This window comes from Pleomorphochaeta sp., assembly GCF_050031695.1.
Classification (GTDB): domain Bacteria; phylum Spirochaetota; class Spirochaetia; order Sphaerochaetales; family Sphaerochaetaceae; genus Pleomorphochaeta.
On the sequence record NZ_JBNAIC010000041.1, the window covers coordinates 1 to 14,557 of the forward strand.

Here is a 14,557-nt window from a genome sequence, read left to right on the forward strand (position 1 = left end):
TAAAGATTCTAAACGTGCATTTGCAGCTAAAATATATGAGTTTTCTAGAGTTGTTACTCCTCAACAAGCTGATAGAGTATTTATTAATAGTACTTCAGATAAATATGATTTAATTAATTGTAATTCTGAATTACCTTCTTCAATAAATAATATTTCTCCAGTCATCCAATCCATTACTACTGTTGCATATTTATGACCTTTTCTAATAGAAAATTCATCTACTGCTAAATATGAACTGTAATGAGTGGGCTTCATATCTCCATATTTTTCTTTCAATCTTTGTTTATCTATTGCTGTTATTAATTTTCTATTACAAAAGATAGTTTGAGATATCGTTTTAATTGGTATTTTAGAAGATTGGAGCATTCCATATATCTGATTAAAAAAACATTTAGTAATGAAATGCTTAGGCTGCTTAAATACTATTTCTTGATTTGTTATTTTACCACAAGATGGACATATTAGTTGAAGATATTCTACTTCTATAATAATCTGTTCATCAAAACAAGAAAGATGTTTTAAATTGACTTTAGGATGTTTGTAAATATGGTTTATTAATCCATCTCTTTTGCAATGAGAACATTCTCTTGGAAGAGCTGCGGTACTTTTTCCATGAATAATAGTTAGTTTATATTCTTTGTCGTATTTATTTTCATACAAAAAAGTAGGGTTTTTAGTTATTTCGAATTGAGGTAAATCAAGAAATGTATTAGCATATGTGTTATTCATGAGCATGTTTTCCTTTGTTAAGTGTGGTAACTAAACAATATCAGAAAACATGCTTTTCTTATATCTATTTGATTAAATTATATTTGTTCACTTATTAGACCTCTATTTTTCCCCTTGAACCATAAAAATTGTTTTTTTGCAATAAAAAAGGTACTACGAATTGTAGTACCTAAGTATAAAGCGCCATATGGGAATCGAACCCACGTTATCAGCTTGGAAGGCTGGAGTAATACCATTATACGAATGGCGCATTTATCTTTGTTAACAAGTGATTCAAATCACTAATCAACGTTTGAGATATTATTAAAACTAGCTAGATAGGTCAAGTAGTTTTTTAAAAAAAATGACAAAAAAATGATTTTTATTAATTATACACCATTTTAATTATTTTAATATAATAAAGTTATAAGCATTGACATAAATACTTAAATAAGTATTTATATAGGTAATAATAAATACTAACTATTTAATAGTTAAGAATTAAGCGAGGAATAATATGGGACAGCGTGGTGAAGTTTTTTCAACAAGTATCAAGAAAAATGATAGAACATACTTTTTTAATGTAAAAGAGAATGTTTATGGCGATTTATATTTAAACATGGTAGAAAGCAAAGGTGATGCAGAATCAAATAGATATATTAGACAATCAATTCTAGTATACCAAGAAGATATGGGTGAATTTGTTAGAGAATTCCAAAAATCACTAGATTTTATTAAAAAATATTCAAAAAGTAAAAATAATTAAAACAATTCAAGTTGTTTGTCTTTCACTTTTTTAAAAGTAAAAGATTTTCTATGAATAGGGGATATCCCATATCTTTCAATCATTTCTCTATGATATTTAGTAGGATATCCCATATGTTTTTTAAATCCATAAACAGGCCATTTTTTATCACAGTGTAGCATGAAGTTATCTCTAGTAACTTTTGCAAGGATAGAAGCTGCCATGATTTCAGGATAAATTGAATCTCCTTTAACAATAGCTCTAGTTTCTATAGAGAGATTGGGCATTTTGTTGCCATCTACTAATGCAAGATTAATCTTTTTACCATATTTTTTTTCAACTTTATAATAAGCTTTTTCCATTGCTTTCATACTAGCCCATAATATATTTAGTTCATCAATTTCTTTAGCAGTACACCAAGCTATTGCATAACTTGTAGAATATTTTATTATAGCTTCATAAGCAATTAGTAATTGTTTTCTGTTAAGTTTCTTTGAATCATTTAAAACTTCAATTGGAAAATCTTTATTTAAAATACATGCACCAGCACATACAGGTCCGGCAAGAGGGCCTCTTCCAGCTTCATCTAAGCCTATAATAATTTTATTACTTAAGTCTTCTTTTTCATTTAAATTATCAAATAAAAATTCACTCATTAGTATTCCTTTTTGAAGGTTGTCTTTTTTCTTATTATAATTAATGAATTAATATTGTAAATATTAATTATAAAAATAAGTTAATATATATATGATATAAAAATAGTAAGTTTAACAATCATTTTACATTTATTATAATATAATTTTGATATATAATTTATATTATAATTAATAGAATCTTTTTAATCTTATTATTTGATAAATATGAAAAATATGATTAAATTATCATTAAAATGTGTTATTATTATTAAAATTATATATAAGTTGGTGTTATTTTGTTTTTAAAGAGTCTTGAACTATATGGATTTAAATCATTTGCAGATAAAACTAAATTAGATTTCTCAGATGGTATTACTAGTTTATTAGGTCCTAATGGTTGTGGAAAAAGTAATATAGTTGATGCAATTAAGTGGGTTTTAGGAGAACAATCTACAAAAACATTAAGAGCTAAAAAAATGGAAGATGTCATTTTTAATGGTTCAGATAAAAGAAATCAACTTCAAATGGCAGAAGTAACTTTATTAATAAACAATGAAGAAAGACATCTAAATATGGATGTAAACGAAGTTGAAATTAAGAGACGAGTTTATCGTTCTGGAGAGAGTGAATATTATTTAAATAAAAACAGAGCTCTTTTAAAAAATATTAAAGAATTATTTTTTGATACAGGGGTCGGAAAGACTGCATACTCAATTCTTGAACAAGGTAAAATCGATCAGATCTTATCAACTAGACCAGAAGATAGACGTTATATTTTTGAAGAAGCTGCTGGTATATCAAGATTTAAGATACAAGGAAAGGAAGCTCAAAGAAAAATTGAGAGAACTGAAGAAAACATTTCTCAAGTTGATACAATTTTGCATGAGGTAAAAAGAACTTATGATTCAAAAAAAACTCAAGCTGCAAAATGTATTAAATATAATGAATTAAATAAAGAAAAGTTCAATCTTGAAGTAGAAGTACAACTCTCAACAATAAAATCATATATCCTATTAAAAGATAGCAAAGCAGAAAGATTAAAAACTTTAGATGATGAAATAAATAATCAAAAAGTTTCATTAAGTGGTTTAGATACTGTGATTAGTGATATGCAAGATGAATTAAAATCTAAAACTACAAGACGGATCGAGATTCAAACAGAGTTAAAAAGATTAGAAGAAGAACATAAAGGTAAAACTGACTTTATTCAATTATTGAATCGTTATTATCAAGAGGCTTTGTTAAGTCAAAAAAATTCATATGATAAAGCAAAAAGTTTAGAAGAGAAATTAGAAAATAATGAAAATGAAATAAATGAAAATTATGGAAAAATTGAAAAATATAAATTAGAAGCAATTGATATTGAAAAAGATATAAATAAATTAAGTTCATCATATGATAGTGCTAAAGGTTTAATTTTAAAACAAGTTGAAGAAATAAATGACTTAGAGATTAAAATTACTAAAAAAGAAGATGAGTTCGAAATTCTTTCTACAGAATTAAATGAAATTACTGATACAATAGTTATTCAATTAGATAATAAACTAAGAGATAGTGGTTATAGTATTAAGAAAAGATCATCTCTAAAAACTCAAATTGATGATAAATTATCTTCTATTATTTTAATTTTAGAGAATCAGAAAGATATGATTAATCGTCTATCTAATCTTGATAGTGCAAGTTTATCTGATCAAATTATAAAGAATAAAGAATCTAATATTTCTAGTTTACTAGAATTGCAAGCATTGATTAAACAATATGATCTAGCAATACCTTCCTTTATAGATGATTTTATTACTGAAGATGGTGTTGTTTCTAAAAAGCATAAATTAGATAAAGAAATATTAGATAATAGAAAGGCTATAAGTATTTATAGAAATCAAATAAACTATTTAAGAAGTGATAATGAAAAATTAAATGATCAGTGTGTAGATTATAAAGATAGCATTAATGAACTTAAAATTATGCTTGAACAAGTTAAATCTAACATTAATGAAAAAAAGGTATCTATTTCTGCAACTAAGAGAAGTAACGATGAGTTAAAGCTAGAATATAATGATAGATTAATTGAAGCTAAAAGTGCTGCTAAAAAAGCCGAGAGTCATCAAGATAACATTCGATTAACAGAACAAGAAATGGATGATATAGCCCAAAGAGGTATAGCTTTATCTGAAGAACTTGAAAAGCTAATTGAAATAATTGAAAACAAAAGCAATGAAATTACAATGAAACAAAATCAAAAAAATGTTTCATTTGAAAATGTTAATAAGTTAAGAAGAGAGAAAGATCAATCTGAATTACAAATTCAATCTATTGATGATATGATTTCTCAAATTTATACTAATTTTTTTGAAACTTATAGTAGAAATTTAGCAGAGTTTGAAGAAAAGTTAGATCAAGATTTAGAAGAGCCTAAAGTATTAAGAAATAAATTAGAAGAAATAAAAAAAGATATTTCAAGATTAGGTTATATAAATCAAATGGCTCAAGATGAATTTGAAGAAGCAAAACAGCAATATGATTTTTTAACTTCCCAAATTAATGATTTATTAAAAGCAAAATCAGATTTGATGGATGTTGTCTCAAAAATTAGATTTGAGAGTGAAGAAAGGTTTATTAAAACTTATAAGGATATATCGAATAATTTTCAATTAATGTTTAGAAGATTATTTGGTGGAGGAAGAGCTGAAATTAAATTAACTGATCCTGAGAATGTATTAGAGAGTGGAATTGAAATATTAGCTCAACCACCAGGAAAGAAGTTAACAAATCTTTCACTACTAAGTGGTGGGGAGAGATCTATGACAGCTGTTAGTCTTTTATTTGCCACATATCAAGTTAAGCCTAGTCCGTTTTGTATTTTAGATGAAATAGATGCAGCGCTTGATGATAGAAATATTGGATTTTTCTTATCAGTTTTAGAAGAATTTTCAAAGGATAGCCAGTTTATTATTATTACCCATAATAAACATACAGTTACAGGAAGTAGGACTTTATTAGGTGTAACACAAATAGAAGCAGGTGTTTCAACTACTGTTAGCTATAAAATTGGGGTAGAAAAAGGATCGCAAGTAATACTAAATGCTGATGATAAAGAAGTTGATGTTTAAACAACTAACCTTGACATTTAGACTTTTATTAATGTATAAGTAGCATTGAAATCCTAAAAATTATGAGTAAGATATGTTTGAATCAATAAGTGAAAAATTTTCTTCTATTATGCGAGATATTTCCGGTAAAGGTAAAATATCAGAAAAAAATATTGAAGAAGCAGTAGAACAAATTAAAATTGCATTATTAGATGCAGATGTTAATTTAAGAGTTGTAAGACGTTTTATTAATGGTACTAGAGAAGAAGCTCTCGGTGAAAAAGTATTAAAAGCCGTTAACCCAGGTCAACAATTTACAAAAATTGTTTATGATAGAATGGTCAATCTTTTAAGTGATGAAGAAAATCAAGAATTATTATTAAAAGGTCCAGATACAACTACTACAATACTTATGATGGGTCTTCAAGGTAGTGGTAAAACTACAACAAGTGCAAAGTTAGCCTTAAACTTGAAAAAGAAGGGTAGAAGGCCAATGTTAGTTGCATCTGACTTAGTTAGACCTGCAGCTATTACACAACTTCAAGTTTTAGGGGAAAGTGTAGATGTTCCTGTTTTTACAATTGATGGATGTAAAGATCCTGTTAAAGTAGCAAAAAAAGGTTTAGAGTATGCAAAGAAGAACCAATATGATGTATTAATTGTTGATACATCAGGTAGAATGCACTTAGATGAAGTATTAATGAATGAAATTCAAAGTATTTCTAAAGCTATTAAACCCGATGAAACATTATTTGTTGCTGATGCTATGACTGGTCAAAATGCAGTTACTATTGCAAAGGAATTTGAACAAAAAGTTGGAATTTCTGGCGTTGTTTTATCTAAGTTTGATTCTGATACAAGAGGTGGTGCTGCACTCTCGCTTAGAAGCGTAGTTGGAAAACCTATCAAGTATATTGGTAGCGGTGAAAAAATGGAGGATTTAGATCCTTTTTATCCAGATAGAATTGCTTCTAGAATTTTAGGAATGGGAGACGTTGTATCTTTAGTAGAAAAAGCTCAAGAAACAATTGATCAAGAAGAAGCTTTAAAACTTCAAGAAAAAATGAAAAAAAATACATTTGATTTACAAGATTATTTAGATCAATTAAATCAAATGGATAAAATGGGTTCAATGGATAAATTAATTGAAATGATTCCAGGTGCTGCAGGTCAAGTATCAGCTGATGATATCCCTTTAGATGAACTCAATAGAGAGAAGGCAATTATTTTATCAATGACACCACAAGAGAGGTCAAATTATAGACTTATCGGACCTACAAGACGCAAAAGAATAGCTAAAGGTAGTGGTGTAAGTGTTGCCCAAGTTAATAGACTCATTAAAAAGTTTGAAAAGATGAAAAACACTATGAGAAAATTGACAAAAAATAAGAAATATCAAAAAATGTTACAAAAACAAATGGGATATTAAAAAAAAGTTATTTTTAACATAATAAATCAATCTTTTATCTTGATTTAATGTTAATAAAAATGTAATATCCTTAATTTGTGAAAGGATACGGATAATTATGTTTTTTTGCAAAAAAAAAGCTATTTTTATCCTTTTAAGTGTGAATATTTATTTAATTCAAAATTCTGAATTAAATATAACTCATATAGAAGCTAATAGAAATTCGAGTAGGAGGAATTATCGTGAGCACAAGCATGAGACTTAAGCGTTTTGGTTCCAAAAAAAGACCTTATTATAGGATCGTAGTAATGGATTCAAGAGCAGCAAACAAGAGTAGAACTCTTGCAGAAGTAGGCCAATACCACCCTGTAGAAAACAAAGAAGAACAAGTTGTTCTTAATGTTGAAGCAGTAAAAGATTGGTTACTTAAAGGTGCACAACCAAGTGCAACTGTACGCGCTTTATTGAATAAGCAAGGTGTACAAGTTTCTAGAACTAGTCAAGAATAAGAGGATTAGTTGTGGAAAAAGATCTTGTTGAATACATTGTAAAGTCACTTGTTGATTTTCCAAATGATGTAACTGTGAACGTTGTAGAAGGTGAAAAATCTACTATATTGGAACTCAAAGTTGCAACAGAGGATATTGGCAAAGTGATCGGCAAGCAAGGCCGCATTGCTAAAGCAATTAGAACCATCCTAAGTGCTACAGCAACTAAAGGCGGTAAGCGTGCTGTTTTGGAAATTTTGGATTAATATATGGAAAAACTCGCAACGGCTATCATCCAGACATCATATGGTCTAAAGGGTGAGGTGAAGGTCCGCCCATTCAACGATGATTGCTCTTACTTAAAAAATATTAAGCAAGGAATTATCCTCTTGAAGGATGGCCGCGAGGTGAAATATGAAATCGAAGGATTTCGTAAGAGCGGTGGCCAAGTGTACATGAAGTTTCATGGGATAGATGACCCAGAAACAGCAAAAAAACTTGCTGGTGCTACGCTTTTTGTTCCAAGAAGTGAGGCCGCTCCTCTTAAGAAAGGTGAGTATTACGTTTCCGACTTGCTAGGTTGCACACTTATGTACGAAGGCAAGCCAATGGCTACAGTAGTAAATTATTATGATGGACCTCAAGCAATTTTACTTGAAGTAAAAGATGGAGAAAATAAAACATTTTTGATTCCTTTAATGGATCAATATGTAAAAGAGGTCTCTATTGATAATAAAACTATTGAATTGTTGACGCAATGGTTGTTGGCATGAATATAGATGTAGTAACACTATTTCCTGAGATAGTTCAAGGTTTTTTTTCGAATTCGATCATGAGAAGAGCTGTTGAAAATGGCATAATTTCTTATAATATGATTGATTTTCGTGAATTTGCTGAGGATAAGCATTTAACTTGTGATGATTCTCCTTATGGAGGAGGCGCAGGAATGGTGCTGAAACCCGAGCCGCTGTGCAAGGCACTCGAGAGTATCAAAGCAAAACAAAAGCGGGTTATATACGCTTCTCCGTCCGGAAAAAGACTTACTCAAGCCCTTTCAAAAGAGCTTAGTAAGGAAGAAAACTTAGTTTTCATTTGTGGACATTATGAAGGTATTGACCAACGGGTAATAGACCTGTATGTGGATGACGAGGTTTGTATTGGTGATTATGTAATATCTAGTGGAGAAGTTTCTTCTTTAGTTATTATAGATTCAGTTTATCGTTTGGTAGATGGAGTCATCAGTAGTGAATCACTAGATGAAGAAAGTTTTAGTGATGGATTATTGGAATATCCCCAGTATACGAGGCCAAGTGTTTTTAAAGGTTTAGAAGTTCCACCTATTTTATTAAGTGGAAACCATAAAGCAATTAAACAATGGCGTTTAGAGAAAAGGTTAGAAAAAACAAAATGTTTTAGACCTGAACTTCTAGAAGAAAAATCTTTAGATTTAGAATCTAGAAAAACTTTAGAAGAACTCAGAAACAGAGCAAAGAGGACCTAAAAATGGATTTAATTAAAGCTATTGAAGCAGAACAAATGAAAGAAAACGCTGAAAATTTCAACGTTGGTGATACTGTTAAAGTATTTTTTAAGATTATTGAAGGCACTACAGAACGTGTCCAAGTTTTTGAAGGCTTGGTTATCGCAAAGAACAATTCAGGGATTAGAAGATCTTTTGTTGTTCGTAAAATATCCTACGGTGTAGGTGTTGAAAGAATCTTCCCATTACATTCACCACGTATTGAAAATATCACAGTAGTACGTCGTGGACGTGTTAGAAGAGCTAAACTTTACTATATCAGAGATAGAGTTGGTAAAGCTGCTAAAGTTAAAGAACTTATTGTTCGTAAAAACAAATAGTTTTTTCATTTATCTGAAAAGATATACAAGGATGACTGTAAAAGTCATCCTTTTTTTTTATTTTAGCTTTTTTTTATTGCTATTATGTCTAATATTCTGTATTTTTTTAATTAGGAGAAATTTATGGAAAATGTAATACAGCCTAGTTATGATAAAAATAGACGTAAAAAAAATTATAAAAAAAGGAATAGAAAGAACTCTTCCAAAAATAAGAAAAATTTTAGCGGTGGAAAAGATTTACTTCCTAATCAAAATAAAGTTACACCTAGAAGTTCTCTGCCGCCAATTGATATAAAAAAAGTTAAAGAACCATTAGAAAAATGTGCATATTGTAATAAAGTTATTAAAAATATAGCTAGTGCGATCAAAGGTGAAAATGAATATTATCATTTTGATTGTGTTTTAGATAAAATAAAAAAAGAGAATACAATTAAAGATGGTCAATTAGTTAGTTATATTGGTCGTGGAGCTTTTGCTATTATAGAAAAGGATGAAGAAGGGAAAATTAAATTTGTCGAAACAATTCAATTTGAAGATCCAAAACAATTTGATGCAATGAAAAAATATGTAGAGGAAATTAAGATATGATAGCTATGTTACCAGGTTCTTTTGATCCGCCTACATTAGGGCATATTGATATTATTGAAAGAACTGCTAAAATGTATGATAAACTATATGTGGTTATTGCTGATAATATTCATAAAGATACATTATTTACAGCTATAGAAAGAAAAGATATGTTAATTGATATTCTTAAAGATAAAAGTAATATTGAAGTTGTTATACACAATGGCTTAATTGTTGATTTTGCTAGAAAGAATAATATAAAGATAATGATTAGGGGAGTTAGAGCTTTAGTTGATTTTGGTTATGAATTTGAATTAGCTATGACAAATAAACAGTTATTTGAGGATTTAGAAGTATTGTTTATGCCAACGAGTCCAAATTATTTTCTATTAAGATCTTCTGCTATTAAGGAATTAGCTTTTCATGGTGCTGAAATTGAAACAATGGTTCCTCCAATAGTAGCTGAAAAAATTAAGGAAAGATTTAATGCTTGATTTTGATTCTTCGAGAAGAACAAAAGAATTGAGGGCACAATTTTCAGATAAAATTGATGCTTGGAATATAACAGTATTAGATGCATTAATATTGTTATCATTATCAACTAGTTCTATTTTTGCTATTTTTAGTATAATAAGTTCTAAATCTCTACATACAATTGTTTTCTCATTAATCTATTTTGGTGTATTCTTAATTTTTAAATTTGTTAAAGAATATTTAAGTTCAAAAGAAATAAATAAAACTAGCCTTTTATGTATAGTCTTTTGGTTTTTATTTATTTCCTATGTAATATTATTAAATGTTTTTTATTATGATAAGTTTGCAGGTTATTTGTTTGCAATGGTTCAAATCCTTATGGGCTTAGTTCTTCAATTAACTTTTGTTTCAACTTTTATAATCTCTTCGATTTCTACTTGTTGTTATATTCTTGTATTATATTTTGTAAATAAAGGTGGACTAGAAGCACAAGAGTTATTAATAGCTTCAACATCTTATGTATTTGTATTATTAGGTTCTAATATAATAACAGGTACAAGAGAAGTTGAATTAAATAATTTATCAAGATTAGAAAAATTATCCACATTAGATTCATTAACTAAATTATTGAATAGAAGAACAACTCAATATTTGATAGATTTATATTTAAGTGAACACTCTGATGGCTATTTATTAGTTATCGATGTAGATAATTTTAAAAATGTTAATGATAAAAAGGGTCATTTAATTGGAGATATAGTATTAAAAGATTTTTCTAATAGGTTATTTGATATTTCACCTGAAAATTCAATTGTTGGAAGGGTTGGGGGTGATGAATTTGTAGTCTTTATACCTTTACTAAAGCAATCTGATGTTGAAACATTTGCTAAATTAATCCAAAAGACGTTTAATGAATTAGTTAAAAATTCGGTTGATGAAAATATTTCTTTATCTATTGGAATATCAAAAGTAAGAGAAAAAGATAATTTTAATTTAATTTTTGCTCGTGCAGATTTAGCTCTCTATGATGTTAAATTAGCTGGTAAAGATTCCTATTCGTTTTATGTTTCTGAAGATATTGATAATAATAATCCAACTATGTTAATTGTTGATGATACTTTTGTTGCAAGACAATTGTTAAAAAGTTATTTTGATAAATCCTTTAATATTATACAGGCAGAAAATGGTAATGAGGCATTAAAAAAATTATCACATCATCAAAATGTTTCTATTATAATTTTAGATATGAAAATGCCTATTATGGATGGATCTCAATTTCTTGAAATATATAGAAATGATCCTGTTTTATCTAAAATTCCAGTTGTTGCTATTTCAGCTGATTCATCTTTCGAAGCTGAAGCTCTTATTAAAGGAGCTAAAGATATGATTGTAAAACCTTTTGATGTAAATATTGTAAAAATGCGTGTTAACAATGTATTACAAAATTCAATAGCTAAAAAATAAACCTTGATTTTTACTTCTTAGAGCAATAGACTATCTATATAAGGATGATTAAATGAAAAATTTTACATTATTTTGGATTATTTTAAGTATTGTTAGTTTTGTAATAGAATTAATGACGCCAACTTTCTTCTTTTTATCAGTTGCATTTGGAGCACTTTTTGCATGGTTAGTTTCATTTGCTGTTGATTCATTAGTTATAGAAATAATTGTATTTCTTGTATTCTTTTTTATATTTTTTTATTTTCTTAAACCTGTATTATATAAAAACAGAAAAGAAAAATTTAATAGTGAATTAATGATTGGTAAGATTTTATATACTAAAGAAGATATTGATGATCAAAAAGGTGTTTTAGAACTTAATGGTTCTAATTGGCAAGCTAGGAGTGAAACTGGATTAATTGAAAAAGATTGTAAAGTAAAAATTGTAAGAATTGATGGTAACAAGCTTATTGTTACAAAGGAAGACTAATGATTTATGTATTTATTGCTATAGTTATTGTAATTTTAATTACTGTTGGAATGGGAATTAGGATTGTTCCTGAAGCAAAAGCTATGATTATAGAAAGATTAGGAAAATATCAAAGAACTTTACCAAGTGGAATTAATGTAGTTATTCCATTTTTAGATAAGGCAAAAACAGTACCAGAGTTAAGACCTCTGGTAAATAAAAAAGCTTTAGCTGTTCCTCAAATGGTTGTTTCAAATTCACGATTTATTGATTTAAGGGAACAAGTTTTAGATTATCCTAAGCAAAATGTTATTACTAAGGACAATGTAACAGTTGCAATAGATGCTGTTATATATTTTCAAGTAATTGATCCAAAAAGCTCAATTTATGAAATTGTGAATTATCCAATTGCTATAGAAAAATTAACTCAAACAACTCTTAGAAATGTTATTGGTGAACTTGAGTTAGATGAAACCTTAACAAGTCGTGATACCATTAATAATAAATTACAATTAATTTTAGATGAAGCTACAGATAAATGGGGTATTAAAGTTAATAGAGTTGAACTTCAAGATATTATTCCACCTGAAGATATTAAAAAACAGATGGAAAAACAAATGAGTGCTGAAAGAGAAAAAAGGGCATCCATTCTTTTTGCTGAAGGTGAAAAACGCGCTGCTATATTAAAAGCAGAAGGGGTAAAAGAAGCTTTAATTAATGAAGCAGAAGGTGATAAACAAGCTGCTATATTAAGAGCCGAAGGTGAAGCAAAAGCTATTAAAGCTGTTAGAGCTGCATTTGAAACTCAAGATAATTATGCTCAATATTTGATTGCAGTGAAATATATTGATGCATTTAAAGAAATGACTGAAGGAAAAGATTCTAAACTAGTTTATATGCCATATGAAGCTAGTGGAGTACTTAGTTCACTAGGTGGTATAAAAGATTTATTTGTTGAAAAAGGCTAGTAAAAAAATATATACTTTAAAAGAGATATCATTAATTTGGTATCTCTTTTTAAATATCATTATATTCAAAATAATCAAATGTTGCTTTTTCTTCTTTTTTATTTGAATCAATTACAAAAATACCACAAAATGTTCCTGTAAATTCTCCAAAATCGCTATATTCATCACTGTATTTATATGTTTCAAAATCAATCTCAATATTATTATATTCTTTTTCACCATTATCTTTATAGCTAAAGTTAATATACTTTGAATTTAATGTAGCTTTTAAATCTAATTTATTATTATTATTTAATTTTGTTTTATATCTTTCGATTCTTTTACCATTTTCAAGTTGTATAATTTCTAAAATTATTGAATCTTCTTCAAAAGTTTTTTGAAGTGTCAAATAATTCATATTATCATAGTAAATTACTATGCCAGCAATATGTTGAAATGTTTTAGGACTAAATTCAAAAGTTGTTGAAAATTCAGTATTTAAAGATGTTAATCTTTTAGCTATCAAACTCACTTTATCGAGAGAACAAAGCGATTGTTGACCTCTAATAACAGCCTGTTTTTTTTCATTAACTGTTAACCAAGATTTTTTATCAATTCTTAAAGTGATTAAATATTCAGGCCATGGTTCAAATAATGACTTACCATTTTCACTTTCAAATATTACTTCTTTTAATCCACTTTCTATAACTTCATCTTTTGCTAAGTTAGATTCATCATCCATGATTAACCAATCATCATCAGTCCACTTCATCTTTTGAATAGCAGTTTCTCTGCCTAATGTACAACAAACTTGAGGTAAAATTGGTCTAGAGCATAAATGGCATAGGTAGACTTCTCTATTTTGAGTTTCACATATACTTCCGTGGCCTGATTTTTGTAAGTTTGTTCCATTGGCTCTATATTTTTCTATCTTTAAAGAATCTATAGCATTTCTATCATTAAAATTTTCTAGGTGAGAGGTTACAATAGGTGAATTGTTTTTACTTTCATAAGGTCCCCAAATGTTTTTTGATCTTGAAAGAGTAACGCTGTGCCCATAGCCTGTTCCACCTTCAGCTTGCATCAAATAATAATATCCATTTCTTTTATATATTCTAGGAGCTTCAATACACCCTCTATCAGTTGCACCTGTTGAAATAGTTTTAGCATATCCAATAACTTTTTTATTTATGATATCTAATTCTTGTAATACTATTGTACCAGGTTTCTCATAGTTTTCTCTAAATTCCCATTGTAAAGAAGTGACATAGTATTTACCATCTTCATCTATAAATATAGATGGATCAAAACCAACAGAATTTATGTAAGTAGGTTTTGTCCAAGGACCCATAATACTATTTGACTCAACATAGAAATTATCTAAATCAAAATAACGACCTTTCATACTAGCCATGCGAGTAAATGTAACAATAAATTTATTTCTAATTTTATCATATATTAAGTCTGGTGCCCAAACACCTTTTGCTGACTCTAAAAGTCTCAAATCAATATCTTCTTCATTTTTTATTACATGAGTTAATAGATGCCAATTTTTTAAATCTTTTGAATGGTAAATAGCAATTGCAGGAAACCATTCAAAAGTACTTGTAGCAATATAATAGTCATCATCTACTCGAATAATACATGGATCAGGATTAAAGCCTGGTAATATTGGGTTTTTAATCATTTATAATTCCTAGTTAATATTGGCTAATTATTGATAT

16 protein-coding genes and 1 tRNA gene are annotated in these 14,557 nt (G+C 28.1%); 13 read left to right on the forward strand and 4 right to left on the reverse strand.

Annotation, left to right across the window (positions count from 1 at the left end; all coding sequences use genetic code 11):
• Positions 1 to 60 precede the first annotated feature (60 nt).
• Both ACPKM0_RS07260 and ACPKM0_RS07265 read right to left on the reverse strand, forming a co-directional pair.
• Positions 61 to 729, reverse strand: coding sequence for a transposase (locus tag ACPKM0_RS07260; protein ID WP_472474712.1), 669 nt, complete (start codon positions 727 to 729; stop codon positions 61 to 63).
• Positions 730 to 908: 179 nt separating this feature from the next.
• Positions 909 to 979 (reverse strand) — tRNA-Gly (locus ACPKM0_RS07265).
• 246 nt (positions 980 to 1,225) lie between these two features.
• On the opposite strand from ACPKM0_RS07265, the gene ACPKM0_RS07270 reads away from it, so the two are divergent.
• Entirely contained in the window at positions 1,226 to 1,474 is a 249-nt protein-coding gene (locus ACPKM0_RS07270; RefSeq protein ID WP_472474713.1) for a DUF3276 family protein, read from the forward strand.
• Here ACPKM0_RS07270 and ACPKM0_RS07275 read toward each other — a convergent pair.
• Positions 1,471 to 2,109 carry a ribonuclease HII gene (locus tag ACPKM0_RS07275; protein ID WP_472474715.1) on the reverse strand — a complete coding sequence of 213 codons (639 nt, stop codon included), beginning with the start codon at positions 2,107 to 2,109 and terminating at the stop codon, positions 1,471 to 1,473. The genes ACPKM0_RS07270 and ACPKM0_RS07275 overlap by 4 nt on opposite strands.
• Positions 2,110 to 2,384: 275 nt before the next feature.
• On the opposite strand from ACPKM0_RS07275, the gene ACPKM0_RS07280 reads away from it, so the two are divergent.
• The 12 genes from ACPKM0_RS07280 (at position 2,385) to ACPKM0_RS07335 (ending at position 12,854) form a co-directional block, all read left to right on the forward strand.
• Complete coding sequence (locus tag ACPKM0_RS07280; protein ID WP_472474716.1) at positions 2,385 to 5,198, forward strand: chromosome segregation SMC family protein; 2,814 nt, start codon at positions 2,385 to 2,387, stop codon at positions 5,196 to 5,198.
• A 73-nt stretch (positions 5,199 to 5,271) separates the two neighbouring features.
• The gene (gene ffh / locus ACPKM0_RS07285; RefSeq protein ID WP_472474717.1) at positions 5,272 to 6,606 is read left to right on the forward strand and encodes a signal recognition particle protein; all 1,335 of its coding nucleotides are present in this window, start codon (positions 5,272 to 5,274) and stop codon (positions 6,604 to 6,606) included.
• Between the two features lie 233 nt (positions 6,607 to 6,839).
• Entirely contained in the window at positions 6,840 to 7,094 is a 255-nt protein-coding gene (gene rpsP / locus ACPKM0_RS07290) for a 30S ribosomal protein S16 (protein WP_472474794.1), read from the forward strand.
• An 11-nt stretch (positions 7,095 to 7,105) separates the two neighbouring features.
• Positions 7,106 to 7,339 (forward strand): KH domain-containing protein, encoded by a 234-nt coding sequence (locus tag ACPKM0_RS07295; protein WP_472474719.1) that lies wholly within the window; start codon positions 7,106 to 7,108, stop codon positions 7,337 to 7,339.
• A gap of 3 nt (positions 7,340 to 7,342) precedes the next feature.
• Positions 7,343 to 7,846 (forward strand): ribosome maturation factor RimM, encoded by a 504-nt coding sequence (gene rimM, locus ACPKM0_RS07300; protein WP_472474721.1) that lies wholly within the window; start codon positions 7,343 to 7,345, stop codon positions 7,844 to 7,846.
• Positions 7,843 to 8,574 (forward strand): tRNA (guanosine(37)-N1)-methyltransferase TrmD, encoded by a 732-nt coding sequence (gene trmD, locus ACPKM0_RS07305; RefSeq protein WP_472474722.1) that lies wholly within the window; start codon positions 7,843 to 7,845, stop codon positions 8,572 to 8,574. Before rimM ends, trmD begins: the two co-directional genes overlap by 4 nt.
• Before the next feature lie 2 nt (positions 8,575 to 8,576).
• Complete coding sequence (gene rplS, locus ACPKM0_RS07310) at positions 8,577 to 8,933, forward strand: 50S ribosomal protein L19 (protein WP_472474724.1); 357 nt, start codon at positions 8,577 to 8,579, stop codon at positions 8,931 to 8,933.
• Positions 8,934 to 9,056: 123 nt separating this feature from the next.
• On the forward strand, positions 9,057 to 9,521 hold the full coding sequence (locus ACPKM0_RS07315; protein ID WP_472474726.1) for a hypothetical protein: 465 nt from the start codon (positions 9,057 to 9,059) through the stop codon (positions 9,519 to 9,521).
• Complete coding sequence (gene coaD, locus ACPKM0_RS07320) at positions 9,518 to 9,994, forward strand: pantetheine-phosphate adenylyltransferase (protein ID WP_472474728.1); 477 nt, start codon at positions 9,518 to 9,520, stop codon at positions 9,992 to 9,994. The genes ACPKM0_RS07315 and coaD overlap by 4 nt, the downstream gene beginning before the upstream one ends.
• Positions 9,987 to 11,438, forward strand: coding sequence for a diguanylate cyclase domain-containing protein (locus ACPKM0_RS07325; RefSeq protein ID WP_472474730.1), 1,452 nt, complete (start codon positions 9,987 to 9,989; stop codon positions 11,436 to 11,438). Before coaD ends, ACPKM0_RS07325 begins: the two co-directional genes overlap by 8 nt.
• A 52-nt stretch (positions 11,439 to 11,490) precedes the next feature.
• Complete coding sequence (locus ACPKM0_RS07330; protein ID WP_472474732.1) at positions 11,491 to 11,907, forward strand: NfeD family protein; 417 nt, start codon at positions 11,491 to 11,493, stop codon at positions 11,905 to 11,907.
• Entirely contained in the window at positions 11,907 to 12,854 is a 948-nt protein-coding gene (locus ACPKM0_RS07335) for an SPFH domain-containing protein (protein WP_472474734.1), read from the forward strand. The genes ACPKM0_RS07330 and ACPKM0_RS07335 overlap by 1 nt, the downstream gene beginning before the upstream one ends.
• Before the next feature lie 49 nt (positions 12,855 to 12,903).
• On the opposite strand, the gene ACPKM0_RS07340 is transcribed toward ACPKM0_RS07335, so the two are convergent.
• On the reverse strand, positions 12,904 to 14,520 hold the full coding sequence (locus ACPKM0_RS07340) for a glycoside hydrolase family 43 protein (protein WP_472474735.1): 1,617 nt from the start codon (positions 14,518 to 14,520) through the stop codon (positions 12,904 to 12,906).
• Positions 14,521 to 14,557: the final 37 nt, after the last annotated feature.

Excerpts from the sequence above, each read along its gene's own strand:
- ACPKM0_RS07340 (WP_472474735.1), bottom strand. The coding sequence starts at position 14,520 with ATGATTAAAAACCCAATATTACCAGGCTTTAATCCTGATCCATGTATT.
- trmD (WP_472474722.1), top strand. The coding sequence starts at position 7,843 with ATGAATATAGATGTAGTAACACTATTTCCTGAGATAGTTCAAGGTTTT.
- coaD (WP_472474728.1), top strand. The coding sequence starts at position 9,518 with ATGATAGCTATGTTACCAGGTTCTTTTGATCCGCCTACATTAGGGCAT.
- ACPKM0_RS07315 (WP_472474726.1), top strand. The coding sequence starts at position 9,057 with ATGGAAAATGTAATACAGCCTAGTTATGATAAAAATAGACGTAAAAAA.
- ACPKM0_RS07270 (WP_472474713.1), top strand. The coding sequence starts at position 1,226 with ATGGGACAGCGTGGTGAAGTTTTTTCAACAAGTATCAAGAAAAATGAT.
- ACPKM0_RS07335 (WP_472474734.1), top strand. The coding sequence starts at position 11,907 with ATGATTTATGTATTTATTGCTATAGTTATTGTAATTTTAATTACTGTT.
- ACPKM0_RS07330 (WP_472474732.1), top strand. The coding sequence starts at position 11,491 with ATGAAAAATTTTACATTATTTTGGATTATTTTAAGTATTGTTAGTTTT.
- rpsP (WP_472474794.1), top strand. The coding sequence starts at position 6,840 with ATGAGACTTAAGCGTTTTGGTTCCAAAAAAAGACCTTATTATAGGATC.
- ACPKM0_RS07275 (WP_472474715.1), bottom strand. The coding sequence starts at position 2,109 with ATGAGTGAATTTTTATTTGATAATTTAAATGAAAAAGAAGACTTAAGT.
- ACPKM0_RS07325 (WP_472474730.1), top strand. The coding sequence starts at position 9,987 with ATGCTTGATTTTGATTCTTCGAGAAGAACAAAAGAATTGAGGGCACAA.
- ACPKM0_RS07260 (WP_472474712.1), bottom strand. The coding sequence starts at position 729 with ATGAATAACACATATGCTAATACATTTCTTGATTTACCTCAATTCGAA.
- rplS (WP_472474724.1), top strand. The coding sequence starts at position 8,577 with ATGGATTTAATTAAAGCTATTGAAGCAGAACAAATGAAAGAAAACGCT.
- rimM (WP_472474721.1), top strand. The coding sequence starts at position 7,343 with ATGGAAAAACTCGCAACGGCTATCATCCAGACATCATATGGTCTAAAG.
- ffh (WP_472474717.1), top strand. The coding sequence starts at position 5,272 with ATGTTTGAATCAATAAGTGAAAAATTTTCTTCTATTATGCGAGATATT.